This is a genomic window from Planctomyces sp. SH-PL14 (assembly GCF_001610835.1).
Lineage (GTDB): Bacteria > Planctomycetota > Planctomycetia > Planctomycetales > Planctomycetaceae > Planctomyces_A.
In genome coordinates this window covers 1,480,409-1,497,997 of sequence record NZ_CP011270.1, presented here as the reverse complement: position 1 = coordinate 1,497,997, position 17,589 = coordinate 1,480,409, and the positions used below count along the sequence as shown (strand labels likewise).

The 17,589-nt window shown below is 57.4% G+C and carries 21 protein-coding genes and 1 pseudogene; 16 read left to right on the top strand and 6 right to left on the bottom strand.

Annotation, left to right across the window (positions count from 1 at the left end; all coding sequences use genetic code 11):
- Positions 1 to 114 precede the first annotated feature (114 nt).
- A complete protein-coding gene (locus VT03_RS05965) occupies positions 115 to 1,371 on the top strand; it encodes a hypothetical protein (protein WP_075092148.1) in 1,257 nt (418 codons plus the stop codon).
- A 383-nt stretch (positions 1,372 to 1,754) separates the two neighbouring features.
- Positions 1,755 to 2,228, top strand: coding sequence for an ISAs1 family transposase (locus VT03_RS35185; RefSeq protein WP_156514951.1), 474 nt, complete (start codon positions 1,755 to 1,757; stop codon positions 2,226 to 2,228).
- 85 nt (positions 2,229 to 2,313) lie between these two features.
- On the opposite strand, the pseudogene VT03_RS05955 reads toward VT03_RS35185, so the two are convergent.
- A pseudogene (locus VT03_RS05955) lies at positions 2,314 to 2,751 on the bottom strand (ISAs1 family transposase); the annotation flags it as partial.
- A gap of 364 nt (positions 2,752 to 3,115) precedes the next feature.
- On the opposite strand from VT03_RS05955, the gene VT03_RS05950 reads away from it, so the two are divergent.
- The 4 genes from VT03_RS05950 to VT03_RS05940 are packed head-to-tail and all read left to right on the top strand — an operon-like array spanning position 3,116 to position 4,282.
- Positions 3,116 to 3,427 carry a hypothetical protein gene (locus VT03_RS05950; RefSeq protein ID WP_197489211.1) on the top strand — a complete coding sequence of 104 codons (312 nt, stop codon included), beginning with the start codon at positions 3,116 to 3,118 and terminating at the stop codon, positions 3,425 to 3,427.
- Positions 3,424 to 3,861, top strand: a complete 438-nt coding sequence (locus VT03_RS05945; protein ID WP_156514319.1) for a DUF5675 family protein — start codon at positions 3,424 to 3,426, stop codon at positions 3,859 to 3,861. Before VT03_RS05950 ends, VT03_RS05945 begins: the two co-directional genes overlap by 4 nt.
- Before the next feature lie 5 nt (positions 3,862 to 3,866).
- Positions 3,867 to 4,064 carry a hypothetical protein gene (locus tag VT03_RS33250; RefSeq protein ID WP_156514318.1) on the top strand — a complete coding sequence of 66 codons (198 nt, stop codon included), beginning with the start codon at positions 3,867 to 3,869 and terminating at the stop codon, positions 4,062 to 4,064.
- On the top strand, positions 4,061 to 4,282 hold the full coding sequence (locus VT03_RS05940) for a hypothetical protein (RefSeq protein ID WP_075092143.1): 222 nt from the start codon (positions 4,061 to 4,063) through the stop codon (positions 4,280 to 4,282). Before VT03_RS33250 ends, VT03_RS05940 begins: the two co-directional genes overlap by 4 nt.
- A gap of 137 nt (positions 4,283 to 4,419) precedes the next feature.
- Here the strand turns inward: VT03_RS05940 and VT03_RS05935 are convergent, their stop codons facing one another.
- The 3 genes from VT03_RS05935 to dcm are packed head-to-tail and all read right to left on the bottom strand — an operon-like array spanning position 4,420 to position 7,382.
- Positions 4,420 to 5,667 carry a type II restriction endonuclease gene (locus VT03_RS05935; RefSeq protein WP_075092142.1) on the bottom strand — a complete coding sequence of 416 codons (1,248 nt, stop codon included), beginning with the start codon at positions 5,665 to 5,667 and terminating at the stop codon, positions 4,420 to 4,422.
- On the bottom strand, positions 5,639 to 6,130 hold the full coding sequence (locus VT03_RS35180; RefSeq protein ID WP_075092141.1) for a very short patch repair endonuclease: 492 nt from the start codon (positions 6,128 to 6,130) through the stop codon (positions 5,639 to 5,641). The genes VT03_RS05935 and VT03_RS35180 overlap by 29 nt, the downstream gene beginning before the upstream one ends.
- Positions 6,123 to 7,382 (bottom strand): DNA (cytosine-5-)-methyltransferase, encoded by a 1,260-nt coding sequence (gene dcm, locus VT03_RS05925; protein WP_075096949.1) that lies wholly within the window; start codon positions 7,380 to 7,382, stop codon positions 6,123 to 6,125. The genes VT03_RS35180 and dcm overlap by 8 nt, the downstream gene beginning before the upstream one ends.
- 153 nt (positions 7,383 to 7,535) lie before the next feature.
- Here dcm and VT03_RS05920 point away from each other — a divergent pair, with 153 nt between their 5' ends.
- From VT03_RS05920 to VT03_RS05890, 7 genes are all read left to right on the top strand, one after another.
- Positions 7,536 to 7,811, top strand: coding sequence for a hypothetical protein (locus tag VT03_RS05920; protein WP_075092140.1), 276 nt, complete (start codon positions 7,536 to 7,538; stop codon positions 7,809 to 7,811).
- Positions 7,812 to 7,945: 134 nt separating this feature from the next.
- A complete protein-coding gene (locus tag VT03_RS05915; protein ID WP_075092139.1) occupies positions 7,946 to 9,871 on the top strand; it encodes a DEAD/DEAH box helicase in 1,926 nt (641 codons plus the stop codon).
- Positions 9,861 to 10,283: an EcoRII N-terminal effector-binding domain-containing protein gene (locus tag VT03_RS05910; protein ID WP_075092138.1), complete on the top strand. Its 423-nt coding sequence runs from the start codon at positions 9,861 to 9,863 to the stop codon at positions 10,281 to 10,283. Before VT03_RS05915 ends, VT03_RS05910 begins: the two co-directional genes overlap by 11 nt.
- Positions 10,284 to 10,295: 12 nt before the next feature.
- Entirely contained in the window at positions 10,296 to 11,903 is a 1,608-nt protein-coding gene (locus VT03_RS05905) for an ATP-binding protein (RefSeq protein ID WP_075092137.1), read from the top strand.
- Entirely contained in the window at positions 11,896 to 12,738 is an 843-nt protein-coding gene (locus tag VT03_RS05900) for an HNH endonuclease (protein ID WP_156514317.1), read from the top strand. Before VT03_RS05905 ends, VT03_RS05900 begins: the two co-directional genes overlap by 8 nt.
- A gap of 123 nt (positions 12,739 to 12,861) precedes the next feature.
- Positions 12,862 to 13,545 (top strand): hypothetical protein, encoded by a 684-nt coding sequence (locus VT03_RS05895; RefSeq protein WP_075092135.1) that lies wholly within the window; start codon positions 12,862 to 12,864, stop codon positions 13,543 to 13,545.
- Between the two features lie 46 nt (positions 13,546 to 13,591).
- Positions 13,592 to 13,915 (top strand): hypothetical protein, encoded by a 324-nt coding sequence (locus tag VT03_RS05890; protein ID WP_075092134.1) that lies wholly within the window; start codon positions 13,592 to 13,594, stop codon positions 13,913 to 13,915.
- Positions 13,916 to 13,980: 65 nt separating this feature from the next.
- Here the strand turns inward: VT03_RS05890 and VT03_RS05885 are convergent, their stop codons facing one another.
- Positions 13,981 to 14,469 (bottom strand): lamin tail domain-containing protein, encoded by a 489-nt coding sequence (locus VT03_RS05885; RefSeq protein ID WP_075092133.1) that lies wholly within the window; start codon positions 14,467 to 14,469, stop codon positions 13,981 to 13,983.
- A gap of 147 nt (positions 14,470 to 14,616) precedes the next feature.
- On the opposite strand from VT03_RS05885, the gene VT03_RS33245 reads away from it, so the two are divergent.
- The 3 genes from VT03_RS33245 to VT03_RS05870 are packed head-to-tail and all read left to right on the top strand — an operon-like array spanning position 14,617 to position 16,434.
- Entirely contained in the window at positions 14,617 to 15,210 is a 594-nt protein-coding gene (locus tag VT03_RS33245; protein WP_075092132.1) for an RNA polymerase sigma factor, read from the top strand.
- Positions 15,207 to 15,608 (top strand): hypothetical protein, encoded by a 402-nt coding sequence (locus VT03_RS05875; RefSeq protein ID WP_075092131.1) that lies wholly within the window; start codon positions 15,207 to 15,209, stop codon positions 15,606 to 15,608. Before VT03_RS33245 ends, VT03_RS05875 begins: the two co-directional genes overlap by 4 nt.
- Positions 15,535 to 16,434 carry an ImmA/IrrE family metallo-endopeptidase gene (locus tag VT03_RS05870; protein WP_082845975.1) on the top strand — a complete coding sequence of 300 codons (900 nt, stop codon included), beginning with the start codon at positions 15,535 to 15,537 and terminating at the stop codon, positions 16,432 to 16,434. Before VT03_RS05875 ends, VT03_RS05870 begins: the two co-directional genes overlap by 74 nt.
- 404 nt (positions 16,435 to 16,838) lie before the next feature.
- On the opposite strand, the gene VT03_RS05860 is transcribed toward VT03_RS05870, so the two are convergent.
- Positions 16,839 to 17,558 (bottom strand): zinc ribbon domain-containing protein, encoded by a 720-nt coding sequence (locus VT03_RS05860; RefSeq protein ID WP_075092128.1) that lies wholly within the window; start codon positions 17,556 to 17,558, stop codon positions 16,839 to 16,841.
- Between the last annotated feature and the right edge of the window lie 31 nt (positions 17,559 to 17,589).

The following is a 17,589-nucleotide window of genomic DNA, read 5'->3' as shown; positions in this document are numbered from 1 at the left end:
GATCGCGGGAGCGGTCCTCTGAATCAGACGGGGGGCAGTGAACCGTGAAGCGGAAAACCGTATCAGGGAAAAAGTTCGAGAAGTTTTTCCCTCCCGTTCGAAGCGTGATCGTTTATGGGAAAGCCGACCGGGTCGTCCTCCTCATCGCCGAGTCAGTGGCAGAAGCTCAATGACGAGTTCGCTGGGGATCCGAGGCTTGCGATCGACCCGCTCTTCGCCCTTCCCAAGGAACTCCTGACCGCGATCGAAGCTCACTGCCCGGGCCTTCTTCCGCCGAGCGATTTCCGATTCGAGCGGCGTCTGCGCGAACTCAGTGCGACCGGATTCTACCGTCAGCAAACCGTTTTCTCGGACGTGCTCGATGGCCACGACTGGGGCACAAACGAATATGAACTCGAGGCCGTTGGTGATTGGCAGCAGCGAGTTCTTGCAGATCAAGACCGAGACTTTCGAGAGGTACTTTCCACCGACGCGTTCACTGAAGCTTTGGCCGCGCAGCGGTACGCCATTCGACACAGCATTGAGAGTCGAGTCAGGGAGCGGCTGCTTGGCTATTCGGGCTGGTTGGTTACGCACCCCGAGTACTGGCGGGAGGTCATCCTTTTCCAACTAGCCCACTACGCTGTCATGCCGGAGTACGGCGAGTGTTCACCTCAGTTTGCAGTGGGGGCCAAATTCCAAGGTCGGCGACGGAACAAGAACGTAGAACGGGCGAAAGCGGAGCTTCAGGCTCTGTTCGACAGATGGTGCCTGAGCGGCTGCTGCACGTTTCACGTTCCTGAACCGACCCGTGCCGGCATGATGGTGGGAGACACGATCCAGTCGCCGGGCATTCGCTCAGACGGAATCACGCTGTTCCTGCCGTGGCCCTTACTCGCCGACCGCTCATTCACCGTCGCTGAGCTCTTCGAGTTTCATCGGAAAAAGACAGACCTCCGCCACCTTGACGAGTGGTTCGGAAAGTCATCGAAACTGTCTTACATCCGCTATGGCCGAATGCTTCAACTGTATGTGTATCTGCATCTCGCATTGAAGCAACGGTACAGGGACAGGCTCAGGGGCTCAATGGATGACGTCGAAGTCGCATTTGCCGCATTTTGGGAGCCGACTGAGAAGTCCAAGTCGGCACTTTCCAAGGGGGCAGAATCTGTCCGAAAGCTTCGGCAGGCCCTCAATCGACGAAGAAAGGCGTGCCAGGGTGTCGAAGACCAGCTGACCGGGGAACCTTCCCTTAGTGAATCTCGGGACGGCCGAGACAAGCAGGATCGCGCCACTTTGGTTCAGATCCTTAAGGATCGGCTCGTGGAGGTTCAGCGTCTTGAGAATGGTGACGGAAGGAAGTCGTCGGCATCCAATCGACGAGACAAGTGACCTATTTCGGAACGTTCTTTCTTCGGCATATCGCCTCTTCCGCCACTCGACGTCCGATCAACCTGCCCAGTTCCTTGGCGAACTGCTTCCATTCGATTGGCGCAACGCCTTCGGCGGGGCGGACCGGGGCCGCCGAATGCGTCTCGTTTGGTTCATTATTATCTGCATTCACGTCTGGACCCTTTCTGCATAAGACCGTGAGGAGCTGATAAAAAGCATTTTCCCAAGTAACGGGACTCTCAAATATATATGACGCAGAATGGGAGGAAATTAAGTTGATCCGTCAACGATGCCCCACTGTGGTGTCTGGGCAGGCCTACGCATCGAATTTGGTGGTGTGCATGACCTTGAGCAGGTAACCGGGATCGAGAGCGCAGTCCGACCTGCAGTCGCTCTTCGATCAGGCGGTGGAGGCGAACTTCGAAGGCTTCCGGCACACCCGGTGGGAGACCTCCGAGAAGGGACACGGCCGAACGGAAGAACGGACCTGCCATGCCCTGGCGATTCCCGCTGGCCATCCCCAACGAGCGAAGTGGAGGGATTGCGGATGCTGGTGGGCTCCAGGACGCGGCGGACCTTTCCGGACGGCCGAGAGACGTGCGAAGCCCGTCTGTTCATCGAGCCACCTTCCGCAGGCGAAGAAGCTGGCGCAAGCGATCCGGCGTCACTGGAGCATCGAAAACTCTCAGCACTGGGTGCTCGACATGGCGTTCAGCGAAGATGTCCGGCGCCAGCAAGACCGCAACGGCGCGACAAACCTGGCGGCGGTGCGGCGTCTGGCGGTGAGCCTGTTACGGCAAGAGAAGACGTGCATTCGCGGAGCGAAGGCCAAACGCATGGTCTCCAGTGTCGACTAATTCCCCTTCGCGGCCAGCAGGTAATGACCTCCCTGCTCGCGAATTTGCTCGGCGATCGCCGTCTGACGCCCTATCGCGTCGGTCGTCACCGTACAACTTGTGACCGACAGCAGTTTGAGGTGGCGGCGATCTCATTGGACTTCTCCTCGCAAGCGACCGGCCCCAGCGTCAGGCCGCTCTCGCTGGCCCAGGCGGTCACCAGATGCAGCGCCTGGCCGGACTTCCTGGCGAAGGAGCGTCTGAGCGACTTGCCATCGATCGCCAGGATCGTCCCGCCGGTCGCTTCATGAATGGCTTGCGTCCACTGGAGGAGCCCTGCGGCGAACTGCCGGGGCTCCAGCAGCCCCAAGACCCGCTGGAAGGTGTCGTGCGACGGGATGCCGACGGGCAATTTGAGAAACGTCCTGAGCCACTCTTCGCGATGCCGGCCGAACAGCTCCAGGTCCGTCCAGTCGTCGGCCCCGCAGGTGACGCCCAGAATCGTGATCGCGAGGATGTCATCGAGGACGAAGATCTGCTTCGTTGGCTTCCGCCATGTTGAGAATGGACCGTCCGCGGAATTGGCTGAAGAGAATTGGACGTGAGCTGTGGTGTGGTGAAAGGAGCGGGTGCCGTTGTGACGCTCGGCGCAGCGAGAGAGCCGTGACCCTGGCCCTGGGAAACATCAGTCATCTGATGAGGGGAAATGAAAATGAACTGAGCGCACTCTACTCCTCGTGATTGTCCCCGCAGATCCTCGTCCAGAGGAGGCAAGTCTGGGTGAGTGATCTTCGCCCTGATTGCCAAGAGATCTTTCAGTCGCAATCGTCTCACGAACTGCTAGCCAATCACAGCATCCGCCTTCGGAGCGGCAATCGCCTCACTTTACCTCATGGATGGGATTCTCAATGTCTGACGTACCTGAACTCGGCCTCTTTCAATGGATCATCGGCGGGGTGGTCGCTGGCGGCATCGCCGTCGCCGCCTATTTGAATGGTCGAATCAACGGTGTCTCGGACGGGATCTCGGGCAACGAACTCGACCTCGCGATGCTCCGCCTGCATGTCTCCGAGAACTACACCACAAAGGAAGAGCTTCGCAGTCTTCGAGCGGAAACGAATCACAGCCTTGATCGGATTCATTCCCGGATCGATGACGTCGACGACTCGATCCAAGGGATGCCCGAAAAGATCGTGACAATTATGAGGGGCAACACATGACCGTACATGATTTTCCAAGAGAAACGCTGACGTTGAAACGAATTCGCAGCGGTGACGACGGAGTCTTTGGTCACCTCTTCAGGAGCAAGGAACAGCTGGGCGTGACCTGCGAAGACCCCTGGAACGATAACCGCCGGGGCAAGAGCTGCATTCCCACAGGCCGTTATCTGTGCGTCCCCCACAGCGGGACGAAATACAAGGGCGTCTGGGAAGTGAATGGCGTTCCCGGCCGCTCCGCCATCCTGATTCACGCAGGCTACACGATTGACGACACGCAGGGCTGCATCCTTGTCGGGCAGACTTTCGGTTACCTCAGCGAAAAGCCGGCCGTGCTGAACTCCCGCCTCACGCTCGCGAAGCTCAAGAAGTTGCTTCCCGATCAATTCATTCTCGGTATTCAAGACGCAACCAACCTCAAACCATCAAAGGAGTGACCACTATGGAATCCGAACTACTCAGTATGCTTCTCGCCACGAAATATGGCACCTATGTGATCGCAGCGTCGAGCGTTCTCGGCAGCCTCGTCGCCATCGCTTCCGTCATCGTGCCGTTCACCAAAACGCCCAAGGACGATGAGATCGTCGGAAAGCTGAAGGCGTTCATCGTCCGCTTCTCGATCTTCGAGCCGAAGAAGTGATCGAGTTTTATGGCACGGTCGCATTCCTTGCCCTGGCATTCGGGATCGTCATCCTCTGGGCCATCCGAAGGGACGCCCACGATGCCGGTCAAATCGAAGAGCGGCTTCGACTGGCTGAGGACATGGCAGCAAAGACCCGCCGTGAGGCGGAGATTCACGCTGCTCCTGCTCGGCCTAAGCCTGAGTTGCTTGCCATCCTGCGCGACCACGGGGAGTAGCGGCTACTGCCCGGTGCCGGTGTGGCCCGACAAGTGTGTCATTGGGTGGCTGGAGCGGACGGAAACGCCCGCCTGCGTCGATGCGTGGCTCGACCGGATGATCCGGCAGCAGGAATCGATTGAGGCAAACTGCACGGCTAATTGACTCGAAGAAGCCGGACATCGGCGATGAAGCTTTCAAGCGATTGCAGATGCGGTCGCACTTGGGACGGAAACTTTCCGATGATAGGTGTCGGGACAACAAGCCGAATGCCCGCCTCCGTCATGTTCGTGAACTGTCTGACGGACATACCTTCCTGAAGCGTCAGGAGATGCTTTTCCGGAATTCTTTGCGCCTCTGTCAGTACCTGCGACCAACGATCTTTACAGGTAGTCTTTGCTGCAAGCATCCGAAGCCGGCTTGCGGGGAACGCTGGATCGCTGTAATGCGATTTTGAAGGAAAGAGGAAATCCGGATGCTTTCCGGGCTCCGATTCCGGTTGATGATCGAAGTCGGTGCCCTGCAGAAGATTCTCCTCCAGAAATATCTCTCTCGTCTGCAGCTCCAGCGATAGCCCGGCACGCGACTTTCGTCTTTGCAATATGTGCTGCGCCCTGGCAAGAAAGTCTTCGATGTTGTCAAAACCATTCCGAATAATTGGCAATTCAGTCGCTTCCTCGAGGCTCTGAAAAAGCTCGTATTCGCAGCGCCGGCGTTTTAGTAGCCGGCTATCCACGGGCAGGCCGTGTCCGCTTCGCAATTCAACCGTTTTGCGGATGATCTCAGCACCGGTAGGAAACACTGACAGCCATCCGGAAGGAAACTCTTCCGGTTCAAGCCAGCAGCTATTTTGCGGCCTCGACCGCTTCGGCAGAAGCGGATCATTTTCATCAACAGTCCATACTGTCAGCTTTCCGGGCTCGACAGGGCCAACGCGGTCCTCGACCAAATCTGCCTCGACTTCAGTGTCACACACCCACACATGGCAGACTTCTGACTCCCCCGTTTCCCCACGATAGAACGCAAAGACTGCAAGCGAACCAGTGCTTTCCGGGTCAAGAAGTGCGGATCGCGCACCTCCAAAACGCGTCAGTCTGCATTCATCTCGCTTGCTTTTTTTCTTTGCCCCAGGTGCATCCGGCTCGCTCGTTTTGTTGTTGTACCAAACGGCACGAACGGGCCGCGCATCGCAATGCGAATCTATCGTCAGTTCTACTTTCTTGTCTGGATTTTTATCCCGTGGACGGTTGAGCGATGGGAATACTCCAAGAAAGAACTCTTTTGGAATGTACGGCCCTGCCTGATGGCTTTCATTCGCGAGCGTGTCATTGGCTGCAAGCCGTTTCACATACCACACAATGTGCGGACCGGAATTCTCATCCATCCAGTCCGTCAGGTCGGCCATTGCTGCCATCTCGGATGCCCCGCAATTCCATGTTGCCTGTGCCGCTCGTCAACCAGCTTGCGACGGCCTCAACGACTGCCACCTCACTTTGGCGAGTCCGTCCCTTGAGCGCGCATTCCCACACTGTGAGTATCCGCCAACCGGCTTCCTCAATTCTCCCGGATGATACAGCGTCTCTCGTCCTGTTTCCTTCGATCTTCTCCCGCCAGAATTCCTTTCTTGACGACGGCCATTTGAACAAATGACAGTCATGGCCATGCCAGAAACAACCATGCACAAAAATCACAGCGCTCAGCCTTGGGAATATCAGGTCTGGCTTGCCGGGCAGTGTTTTTGAATGAAGTCGATAGCGAAAGCCTAAGCGATGCAGCGCTCGACGGATCGTCATCTCGGGCCGGGTATCTTTCCCCCGGATACCGGACATCATCCGGCTTCGCGTTTGTGCATCGACGACATCAGGCATGGAAGGTGAGCAACCTCTGACCGGAGGGCAACATTCCATTGCTGCCCTCTATCCACGGGGCCATATGGCGGGCAACGGCTTCGACGGCTGCAACTACAACAGCGTTGCCGAATTGTTTGTATGCCTGCATATCCGAGACAGGGATTTTGAAGTCTGACTGTCCCGGCTTGTCAAATCCCATCAGTCTGGCACATTCCCGCGGAGTGAGTCGTCGCGGATTCTTTCCCTTCTGCTTGATCAGGATTTCTGAACCGTCCTTGTAATACCTCGCGGACAGCGTCCTGGCCACGTCTTCTGGACCGTTCAATCCGAATCCAAAGCCATTGCCCTTAAGCCGATGCTTTTCAGCATAATCCTGAAGGTACTTCCACAAATGATCTGTAAGCGTGTAACGGTCGCAAACCATCGCCTTTGGCCCGGTGGTATAGTGCCCCTCGGGTGATTCGGTCCCGTCCTCTGGGTGCAGGATCTGGCTGAGCTTTGGCCCTTTCAGCGGGTCGGGCAGCACTATGTCGTCAAACGAAAAATCGTTCTCTTCCCTGAAGCCGACAATGAAGATTCGTTCGCGATTTTGCGGGACGAACGATTTCGCGTTGATGACCTTCCAGTGAACGTTGTAGCCGAGCTCTTCCTTAAGCGTTCGGTGGATAACGGAGAACGTCTTTCCCTTGTCATGGTTCACCAGATTCTTGACGTTCTCCAGCAGGAATGCCTTCGGCCTGTGATGTTCAATAATTCGTGCAACGTCGAAAAACAGCGTTCCCTGGGCTTCGCATTTGAAGCCATGTTCCCGTCCAAGTGCGTTTTTCTTGCTTACACCAGCGATCGAAAACGGCTGGCAGGGGAACCCTGCCACGAGTACGTCGTGATCGGGAACGTCCTTCGCGTCGATCGTGGTTATGTCGCCATGAAACACGTGGTCATCGCCGTCGTGGAAGTTGGCGCAATAGGTCTGCTTTGCGTATGGGTTCCACTCGCTGGTGAAAACGCATTTGCCGCCGAGCCCGTCGAACCCGCGACGAAGCCCGCCGATGCCCGCAAACAGGTCGATGAACCGAAACGCTTCCCGCTGAGGAGGCTCATTTTTCGAGATGAGGCGCCGCATTGCCTCGATCACCGGTGGCCGCGGAGTCGAAATCCCGCTTTCAAAGCGCCGCAGCTGGCGGGTGGAGTAGCCAAGGGATTCCGCAAGTAGGTCGAGCGAGAGACCGGATTGCTGCTGCAGCTTTGAAAATTCAGTAACCTGTGTCATTCCCGGCCCCACTGGGTGATTTTGTGACATTATGGCCGTGGGACTCCCCGCTGGCAAGCTGGAATGCGGTGGCGGTGCAAATCTCCCATTGAAATCGGCATTTGAGCGGGGTATAGGCGAAGTGTGATCACGCCCGCAGAACTCGCAGAGAGAATGAAGGCAGATATCCTCGCCGATATGCGGGCAGGGGTCGTGCCGCGTTCCGTGAAGCATTTTTCAGAACTCCACGATTACGTCGCTGCCAACTGCTACGGGGGCATCGAAGCGCTGCTCGATGAGCTCGACGCGGATGTGCCGGACACGGACGAGGGGCATTCCAGCGCGATGACAGCCCTCTGCGACTTGATGAATCCTGCAATGGATCTCGTCACCGAGTGGCTGGGCAGTGGCGGCGCCATGCGTGATTCCGTAAGCCGTCGATCACGGTAAAAGCTGCACCTCGACGACTGATCCTTTTATCACGGACCCAGTTGCGGTAGACTTTCTCACTTCAAAAGGCCCGGATGCGATGAGCCGTACAGGAGGATTGCGCTCGCTTCTCTAGAAATCGGATCGTTTCTGCCGTGGGCGACGACCGGGAGTCAGACACTGATTGGCATATCGATTCCGGCAGGGTGATGCTTCGCCTGCCGTCAGGCGGTGTCGTGGCTCCAACCGCCTCCGAAATCACGCGGGCCGAGTTCAAGGGCCGTCTGACCATTCGCGGTGAAGAAATTTCCCGCCCCCCGTCAGAAGCGCTCCCCGATCTGGCCATCCGTCGATTTCCGGCTGACATTTCCATTGAGATCGCCCCGCCGTCCGATCCGTTGACCGGGCACCCGTCATGTTGCGTACGCGTCTACGATGGCGGCAAGCCAATCCAGCTTCTTCAGGTTCTGGACGGCGATCAGCTCCTTGTCGGCACGGACTGGTATCCCCTTCCACCAGAGTCGATTGAGGCAATCAGGGACCTTCTCTCGTCAGTACGCGTAATGGCTCCGGGGCGACTCACCCTCCGGCAATATCTTGACCTCCGCGGGCTCAATTCGAGCCTTGTGAAGATAGTCGACTCCGAAGACGAGGCGGAAGAGCGACCATCCGGGTCCGAAAGTATTCCCGAGGGGCTAAAGGCCGATCTCTACCCTTATCAGGAAACGGGCTTCCAGTGGCTCAGCCGGATCGCTGACGAGGGACTGGGGTGCATCCTGGCCGACCAGATGGGCCTTGGCAAAACACTCCAGATCATCGCACTCCTCCTCCGCGAGTCCAAGACTCGTGGGGCGCCCTCGCTCGTGGTCGCTCCAGCTACGTTGCTCGAGAACTGGCGTCGAGAACTCAACCGGTTTGCGCCCGCACTGGCCGTGCTTCTTCATCAGGGCCGCGAACGAACCGGATTCCCTCGGAACCTCCAGAAATTCGATGTCGTCATTGCGTCGTACGACACAGCGATGCGTGACATCTCGATCATGGAGATGGTCGGATGGAATATTGTCGTTCTTGATGAAGCTCAGGCCATCAAGACGCCAGACGCGCAACGTACTGTCACGCTGAAGACTCTACCGCGAAGGATGGCAGTTGCGGTTTCTGGAACGCCTGTCGAGAACCGTCTCCGCGATCTGTGGTCGCTGATGGACTTCGCTGTTCCAGGTCTTCTCGGCCCTTTAAATCAATTCGAGGCGCATTACCTTGACGACGAGGATCACGCCTCGGAGCTTGAGCCTCTGGTGAGTCCGCTGATCCTGCGACGCCTTGTAGCCGACGTGGCAAAGGACCTGCCCGACCGCATCGACATTCCCCAAGCGATCCAATTGTCCGACGAGGCAGCACATCGCTACGACGAAATCCGTCACGAAGTGGTCGCAGAATACGGGAAAATGGCGTCGCTCGTCGCCTTGACGAAGCTGCGGATGTTTTGCACTCACCCCTTCCTGCTGAGTGACGAAACCGGTGACCCCTTACCTCATAGTTCAAAGTACGCCCGCTTGCTGGAAATTCTCGACGAGGTCTTCCTCGACGGTGAGAAGGTGCTGATCTTTACGTCATACACGAGGATGGCTGACATACTCGCTGAGGACCTGCATCGAAGATACAAGCTTCCGTTCACGATCATCGACGGCCGAACTCCTGTCACTGACCGGCAACCAACTGTGGACCGTTTCGGCCAGATCACGACATCGGCTGGTCTGATTCTGAATCCCAAGGCCGCCGGGACAGGCCTTAACATCACCGCCGCAAACCACGTCGTACATTTCAACCTGGAATGGAACCCCGCTCTCGAAGATCAGGCAACGGCCCGTGCATACAGGCGTGGGCAGACAAGACCCGTAACGGTCCATCGACTGTTTCATCCGGGCACAGTTGAGGAAGTGATCGACCAGCGAACGGCCCGCAAGCGGGTTATTGCCAGCAGTGCCGTCGTCGGAACTGAAGGAACGGAAAACGATATCGCCGATATTGTCCGGTCTCTCGAGCTGTCGCCTGTGATGGGGGGGCTAAAAAATGCCAATTGAGAGACCGAAAGCGATTCGAAAAGAGCTGAGCCGGAATGACACCGGAGAAACCGGTGGACATCAGGCAGGGATACTTGTTCCGCGCGAGCCCACGGTTCTCCGCTTTTTTCCTTCACTCGATGCAAAAGAATACAATCCCCGCCACAGCTTGGTATTCAGGGATGAGGTTGGAGAGAAGTGGACCTTCTCCTTCATCTATTACAACAACAAGCTTTTCGGTGGTACGCGAAATGAGTACCGACTGACGTGCATGACGCCTTTTATCCGCTCTCACAATCTGCGTGCCGGTGATACGCTCATCCTCTCGCGTGACGAAGAAAACCGATTCAACATTACTTTTGAGCGACTGAACGAACCTGACGATGGCGACCGACTGACTCTCGGGACGACATGGAAAGTAATAGACTTCTAACTGGGGCCAAACATGACAGAAGTGCGCGTCCTTCCACCCGACCCGTCTCGATTGATCGAGGGCCTTCGTGACACGGGTTATGACTTCAACACGGCCTTGGCCGATATCGTCGATAACTCGGTCGATGCAAAAGCGACGATGGTCAGGATCTGGATTCGTATGGATCTGGACGGAGATTTGACCGTCAGCGTGGCCGACAACGGCTACGGGATGAACGAAGAAGACCTCCTGAACGCCATGACTTACGGCGCGAAGGGCAAGAAGGACAAGAGCGCGCTCGGCAAGTTTGGTCTCGGATTAAAAACTGCGTCCACCGCGTTCGCCCGCCGCCTCTCCGTCATCTCACGCTCGAAGGACACAAATGCCTGTAAGGCGACATGGGACATTGACCATGTCGTTAAGAAAAAAGCGTGGGAGGTCTTGATCGACGCCCCGTCGAAAGATGAGCTCGCACTGCTGGACGAGGCAGCCGAAGGCGGGGCCGGGACACTTATCGTTTGGGAGAAAGTGGACCGCCTGATCAAGGACTATCAAACTGCAGGCGGCCAACCTGCAAGGAATGCGCTGAAGAAAGTCGTCGAGGCATTCCAGCAGCACGCAGCAATGGTGTATCAGCGTTTCCTCGACCCGGACGATAGTCGGGCGCGGAATATGGAAATGACGATCAATCAGGCGGCCTTAGAAGCATGGGACCCATTCTGTAGCAAAGTCGAAGGCGCAGAGGAAGTTGGTAACAAGCCCATTACTGTGGACTTGCCCAGTGGAGGCGAGGCGTCGTTTACGATTCGAGCAGTCGTACTGCCAAGACGGGAGGAGTTCCCGACCAAAGAAGACGCAAAGGCAGCGCGCCTTGAGAATCAGACGCAAGGAATCTACGTTTATCGCGAAAATCGACTCATTCACGCCCATGACTGGATGGGCATGTTCAGTAAGGAGCCACACTTTTCGCTGCTGCGTGTAGAATTCTCTTTCGATCACCGGCTTGATGAAGCGTTTCAGGTCGACATCAAGAAGTCACGAATTCTGCTGAAGGACGAGTTGTACAACTTTGTCCTGTCGAAATTCCTGCCGGGACCGCGTCGCGCTGCCGAGGAGCGCTATCGTAAGGGCGAAAAGAAGAAGGCACAGGAAAAGGCCAAGAATGCCCACGCAAGTTCCAATGCGACTATCTCAGCAAAGGAAGAGGACCTGCATCTGGCGGAAGTAACAATCACCGATGCAACCAAGGGCGAAGTCGAGATCAAGAACAAGCAAGGCGTTTTCCGCATCAAGATGCCGGTGACCAGCGCCATCGAGACCGGCGCAGTAAGCGTCCAGCCTGTGCCGAGTATTGATGATGGCCTCCTCTGGCAGCCATGCCTGATTGATGGCCATCACGGCGTACAGATCAATACCGGTCACCCGTATTACCACAAGGTGTACGTTCCCAATCTCAACTCCAGCGTCACCGTGCAGGGCATGGATTCTCTGCTGTGGGCGCTGTGCGAAGCGGAGATGGGTGCGACAACCGACAATACACGCAAGCATTTTAAGGAACTCCGATTCGAGGTCTCGCGGCTGCTGCGAAACCTCGTTGACGATCTGCCAGAACCGGACATGAGTGAGGGCGGCGATGCTTGATGCCGCAAGCCTTTCTCACGCTCTGACAGAGCGCTACGGCGTTCACATGACCGGTGAGGCTCGAAAGGAAGCGGACGGATTGCGGGCGGAGTTTCGCCCCGCCGATCTTCCGCACACCCGCGGCTTTTCCGTCGGAATACTCATTGGCTGGAGAACCGTGGAGGTCAACTTTGCTCCCGCTACATACGGCAAGCAAGTGTTGTCCGCGATGGCCCATGCCGAACCCGAGAAGCGAAGCACTTTTCACACCTTCGTGCAGGCGGCGATAAATGCCGGGGCGGTCGTAACCTTTCAGGTCAACGGGCAAAACCTAGGAACCGCGGAAACGGATAACTGGCCGACTGACTGGAAATCTCTGACATTCGGATTCTCAAAAGGTCCGATGACCATCGATAGTGCGAACCCGGACGTGGTCGACGGGCTCGCCCTTCTATGGACCAGCCGCATGCTCGGCAGCGTCCTCGCGCTGATGACTCTTGAACCAGTTGAGCAACAACCAGCAGGTGAAGCCGAAGGCGGAGGCCATCAGGCGCTGATTACGCGGTACGAGCGCAGCACCCTGAACCGACAAGCGTGCATGGACTTTCACGGACGCACCTGCAAAGTGTGCGAGTTTGATTTCAAAAAGGTTTACGGGACGATCGGTGAGGGGTACATCGAGGTCCATCACGTAGAGTCGCTGGCGCGACTTGCCCCCGGTACGGTCCTTGACCCCACAGTCGATCTTGTCCCGCTCTGCTCGAACTGCCACAGCATGGCCCACAAGCGTCGGCCCATTCCCTTTACCGTGGATGAATTGAAAAGCATGATCGCGGCGGCATTGGCCCTCAAGTGAGCGTTGTGGATTTGCACAGGAAAATCGTCCCTGAACATTGAATCAAGCTCGAGTCAGCTTAAGCCCGAACTCGGGATCAGTTCAGAGTGTCATCCATGAGGTATGGTCCCGAGGAACAACTCGATGGCACGGTCGTTCAGTCTGGTTGATGACAAACTGGAAGAGGCGGCGTTTTTCTTCGAACAGCTCGCCGCAACGCCCGATTTCTTTGAAGCGAGATGCTATTTCAGCGCGTTCGTCGCCGCTGCTCGCAGTGTGACATTCTCGCTACAGGCGGTCATGGCGGACCTGCCAGGGTTCGCCGACTGGTACGCAACGAAGCAGGCTGCTCTGAAAGCCGATCCCCTTGCACGATTCTTCCGCACCGCGCGAACAGAGTCACAGCATATTGGGGTCATGCATCTGAACGGCGGTGTCGGATACCGCGACGCCGAGGGTAACCACCGAGTCGAGCATCGATTCTGCTCAACAAGTCCCTTCGAGCCTTTGCCTGGCGCTCCAGAAGGGGACGTCGCCGAAGCATGCCGGGAATATCTCGTCAGCATCACCGCAATCATCCACGAGTGCTACCGCCGTTTCGGTTCCCAAATCGACCCGGAGCAGTATTACACCGCAGAAAACATGCGGCGACTCGGTAAGACCCTTGAGGAATTCACCGAGGAACTCGGCTTCCCGCGCGAATGGCTGCGATGCGCTCCGAACAATGACGAGGAGCAGATCATGCGCGTGTTGCGGGGGCAGGCAGCGCCGTCGGGGATCGACGGACTTTTCCTGCGTTACCTGGGCAAAGATCGTTTGACGGACTGAGGATTTCGATGTTTGCTCCGGTTCGAGAACGGGGCGGAAAGGTGATATGGAAAACGAGATTGTGAGGGCGACAGATTCTTCGGTCATCCCCGGTTTGGCATACCGAGTCGCGAACGCCGCGAACATTGCCGCAATTGACCGCTTGGTAGACGCGACACGCTACCCGTACGTAGTCGCGTGGGGAAAGTGGCTCGGATTCACTCCTCAAGCCGTCCAGAAGAACGTCCTTCAAGCACAGGAAGACAATGCACCGCCTGAGTCGATTCAGAAGATCGACGGCCAATGGCGAGTGCTGGATGACATTCAAAACGATGAGAATCGTCGGCGCGTCGTTCAGTTCGCCAGATCGGCGCATGGAAGGGCGCGCTAAAGGTCATAAGAAAAAGGGGGGATCGCTCCCCCCTTTTCTTCCACCGCTTGCCCCTTCCGTCCAGGCTACCGGCGGTACGCGGCGACCGGCGCCACCAGCTTATCGCCAACCCGCTGAAGGATGACCCCCTCGGGTGGATTCGAGTCGTAGGCAGCTTCATCAATGGTCGTCTTGCTGGCTGGTTCCCACAGCAGCGACGTGTCGCCGCGGTCGTTGTTCCAGATGTAGCGGCTCTCTTCAGTAAAGAAGTAGTAATCGCTGCCAGCCTTGTCCTCATCCCGGACGACGCTATAAGGCCCCTTGCCGGAATGAATCCGGAGGACCTTCCCGGCCGGGAGCGTGCCCGTCAGCCGGCGGACAACTTCCCATTCGAAGGTTCCGTCCCGTTTGAACGCCTTGTGGAACAGCGTGACGCCGTTCAGGTCGACGTCAATCCGGCCCGTGTTCTTGATGTCCACCCACTCGGCCGCGAGCTGGGTTTCGCTGGCTCCCGACCGCGTCCGGTCTTTTCCGGCCGGGTTCGGCTTCAGCTGGTTCGTGCGAATCGTTTTCATTCTTCGGTATTCCTCAGTGGCTGGGCGATCGAAATGACCGCCTCTGCCCGCACTACCGCCGCCCATTAACCGTGAGGGCTTCTTTTTTTGGAAAAGTTTCCCGGTTAACATGCCGCGGTAGTGAAAGTAAGGAGGGCCAGTGCTCCCATGTCTGCGAATACCGCTGAAGAGGACGACGAGACGCTGAATCTGCGGATTCAGTGCCAGGAACGCGAAGCCATTGGGAAGTTGCTCGAACTTCATGGCCCCCGCGCGAAGGGCTACCTGCGCAACCAATACGGTTTTTGTGATGCCGACATCGATGCCGTTCTCTTCGAGGCGGCAGATCGGGCATGGCGGTATGGGGCGTCCTACGATCCAAAAAAGTCCCTGAAGTCCTGGTTCATGCGGATCGTTCAGAATCAGGCCATCAACTTGGTGAACGAGAGGAAAGACCGGCAGGAAGTTGAGTTCAGCCTCGACAACCACGACCGACCTGAAGTCTGCGACGAGCCGGTCGACAAGAAGACAAAGCAGCGGATTGACGATCTCGAACGCTGCATCGAGAAGCTGGAAGGCAATCAGCAGGCCATCATCCGTGAAGACCTGAAGTCTGACGATGTGGCTGATGCTGGAAGGCTCGCACAGAAGCTCGGCTCAACCGCAAATTCAATCCGCGTCTCGCGCGTCAAAGCGCGAGCGAACCTCAAGAAATGTGTCGAGAATGAGATTCAGCGACGCAGCAAAGGAGCGAAGCCATGACCTCCGACGCTGACAGCTTTTGGAATGAAATCGCCCCGAAGTACCGGAAGCTCAAGGGGTATTGCCCGATGACTCCGGAGGAGGCGGACGCGGCCTACGACGCCGCACCGGAAATCCCGATGTCCCCGGAAGAGATTGAGCGGATCGTTGACGCCGTCGTGACAGGCGAGCGGCCGGAGTTTGATCCGGAGGTCCGGGAATGGTCACCGGAAGCCGAACTCGCGGACGTAGAGGAGGACATGCTGGCCGTTTTCCGCGAGGAGGGAGAAGCCGATCCGGAAACAGACGCAAAGGAAGAAGAGCTGCGCAAAAGGATGCTCAACGATGAAACGACTGACGAGCAAGATGGACTGGATGGAGGAGCAGCATCACCAGGAGATGGCGGCGAAGACGGCTGACGAACTGATCGCACGGCTGAAGATGAAGCCGCCCATCAACCCCCTTGCTATCGCCCAGACCGAAAGTGACATCCTGAAATTCGCGGGTGGCGATCTGGGCAGCCGGTACGACGGCAAGCTGGAGTACGTGAAGTCGCGCGGCCTCTTCCTTCTGTATTACAACACGAAGTACGACATCGGTCTGACAGAAGGCCAGCATCATCCCCGAACGCTGTTTTCCGTCAGCCACGAACTCGGCCATTTCTTCATCGACCATCATCACCAGTGTCTTCGGCGCGGGGTGAAGCCGCACCGGTCAAAGAACGAGTTCCGCAGCCACCGCCAGATCGAACGCGAGGCGGATGCGTTCGCCGCCAGCCTCATGATGCCAACGGTCTTCGCGCGACCCATGGTGAATGAGTCGCCGCTTTCAATGGACCGGATCGGCGACATCGCCGGACACTTCGGGGCGTCTCTTGTGAGTGCCGCCATCCGCAGCGTGCGATTGTCCGATTACCCGTGTGCTCTCGCCGGAATCCGAAATGGTCGCGTCGCCTGGATGTTCCCGTCAGAGTCACTGGTCAACGCTGGTATCTATCCCAAACGGGGAGGCATTCCCGAGAACGCTGAAGAACCGTGGGAAGAGATGACCGGCGGCTCGGCCGATTCGAGTCAGGGCGATGGCACTGTCGCTGACTGGTTTGACACGTTCAGCAAGGAAGACCTCGATGACATCTATGTTGGTGAAGAGTACCTCCCGGTCCAGGTGACCGAAACGCTGGTGGTCCTGCTCACCCTCGACGAGGACGAGCTCGCCGAGGAAGAGGAGGAAGACGAAGAAGATTGATCACTTCTTACGCAGCAACCGCATGATCTTGACCTTCGTCTTATGGTCCAGCGTCGGCCACGCCTCGATCAGTTGCTGCAGGTCGCCGTCACCCGCTGCCATGCACTGACACGCCTGCGCCCCAATCTGCGCCCCAATCCCCTCCGCGTCCTTCCGCAAGTCGTTACACTGGCAGGTGGATAGAGCAGCGGTAACCCGGTCTTGAAAGCCGGTGCAATGCAGTCGGCGAGCGTCGTGAAGCTGGCACACTCGCGCAGTGATCCGTAACTGTCGTTTGGGGAGGCACTTACGGCGTTATCAGGAACCGGGAATTCAAGATGGTGTCGTCCGGAACTGGAGACGATTCCTTCTTTGACGTGCCCGTATGGTTTGTCGAGCTGTTTCGGGACCAGGAGGTCGCAGGTTCAAATCCTGTCACCCCGACTTGATGGAACGAGAAGCCCTTCGGCGAGAACGTCGAAGGGCTTTCTCATTTGCGGGCTGAGACTTACGCCATCAAGGCGGCAGTTCAAACAGACGATTTCGAGGATCCGCCGCTTGGTGGCATAGTCCGCTGTAAGCCACTTCTCGGACAGCGTTTGCGAAAGTTCAAACACTTTGACCGCCAAGTCGGCCAGCTCCGACCGCGAGCGGTCGACCACTTCGAGTTGCAGAGTGATCGAAGCGAGCCTGTCGCGCAGCTCAGTCTGCTTTCGAGCGAACGTCTCCTGATCGATCTCCTCGGCGATCCGCATGTCGACAAGACGGCTCTGCTGGGTGCTCAGCAACGTGTGCTGGCGTTTGAGCTCGCCCTGCTGGGAGAGCGTTTCCTCTTGGGCATCCTTTGACTGCGACCGCAGCACGGCGCGGAACCACTCCACCACCTCCGGATCCTGAATCTTCATCCGGCCGAACAGCTCAAGGATCTGCCGGTCGAGCTCGGCTTCGGGAACCCGCGTGCGAGGATGTTCTGCGGCGGTGTATCGGGAACAGCGGTAGTAGACGTATTCCCGCGTGCCGTTCTTTGTCTGCCGAGTCTTCCGCTCGCCCGTGATCGGATGTCCGCAATGGCCACACGTCATGAACTCGCCGGCGTAGGTCATCTCATGGCTGTGATAGACGCAGCCGCGGACGATGGCCTGCACTCGATCCCAGGTTCCTGTTGAGGGCGGTTCA

Bases quoted from the DNA above. Each gene is read 5' to 3' on its own strand.
- VT03_RS05945 (WP_156514319.1), top strand. From the start codon at position 3,424: ATGACCGTACATGATTTTCCAAGAGAAACGCTGACGTTGAAACGAATT.
- VT03_RS05950 (WP_197489211.1), top strand. From the start codon at position 3,116: ATGTCTGACGTACCTGAACTCGGCCTCTTTCAATGGATCATCGGCGGG.
- VT03_RS05965 (WP_075092148.1), top strand. From the start codon at position 115: ATGGGAAAGCCGACCGGGTCGTCCTCCTCATCGCCGAGTCAGTGGCAG.
- dcm (WP_075096949.1), bottom strand. From the start codon at position 7,382: ATGACACAGGTTACTGAATTTTCAAAGCTGCAGCAGCAATCCGGTCTC.
- VT03_RS05895 (WP_075092135.1), top strand. From the start codon at position 12,862: ATGGCACGGTCGTTCAGTCTGGTTGATGACAAACTGGAAGAGGCGGCG.
- VT03_RS05875 (WP_075092131.1), top strand. From the start codon at position 15,207: ATGACCTCCGACGCTGACAGCTTTTGGAATGAAATCGCCCCGAAGTAC.
- VT03_RS05910 (WP_075092138.1), top strand. From the start codon at position 9,861: ATGCCAATTGAGAGACCGAAAGCGATTCGAAAAGAGCTGAGCCGGAAT.
- VT03_RS05900 (WP_156514317.1), top strand. From the start codon at position 11,896: ATGCTTGATGCCGCAAGCCTTTCTCACGCTCTGACAGAGCGCTACGGC.
- VT03_RS05870 (WP_082845975.1), top strand. From the start codon at position 15,535: ATGAAACGACTGACGAGCAAGATGGACTGGATGGAGGAGCAGCATCAC.
- VT03_RS05885 (WP_075092133.1), bottom strand. From the start codon at position 14,469: ATGAAAACGATTCGCACGAACCAGCTGAAGCCGAACCCGGCCGGAAAA.
- VT03_RS33250 (WP_156514318.1), top strand. From the start codon at position 3,867: ATGGAATCCGAACTACTCAGTATGCTTCTCGCCACGAAATATGGCACC.
- VT03_RS33245 (WP_075092132.1), top strand. From the start codon at position 14,617: ATGTCTGCGAATACCGCTGAAGAGGACGACGAGACGCTGAATCTGCGG.
- VT03_RS05905 (WP_075092137.1), top strand. From the start codon at position 10,296: ATGACAGAAGTGCGCGTCCTTCCACCCGACCCGTCTCGATTGATCGAG.
- VT03_RS05890 (WP_075092134.1), top strand. From the start codon at position 13,592: ATGGAAAACGAGATTGTGAGGGCGACAGATTCTTCGGTCATCCCCGGT.
- VT03_RS05920 (WP_075092140.1), top strand. From the start codon at position 7,536: ATGAAGGCAGATATCCTCGCCGATATGCGGGCAGGGGTCGTGCCGCGT.
- VT03_RS35180 (WP_075092141.1), bottom strand. From the start codon at position 6,130: ATGCCTGATGTCGTCGATGCACAAACGCGAAGCCGGATGATGTCCGGT.
- VT03_RS05935 (WP_075092142.1), bottom strand. From the start codon at position 5,667: ATGGCCGACCTGACGGACTGGATGGATGAGAATTCCGGTCCGCACATT.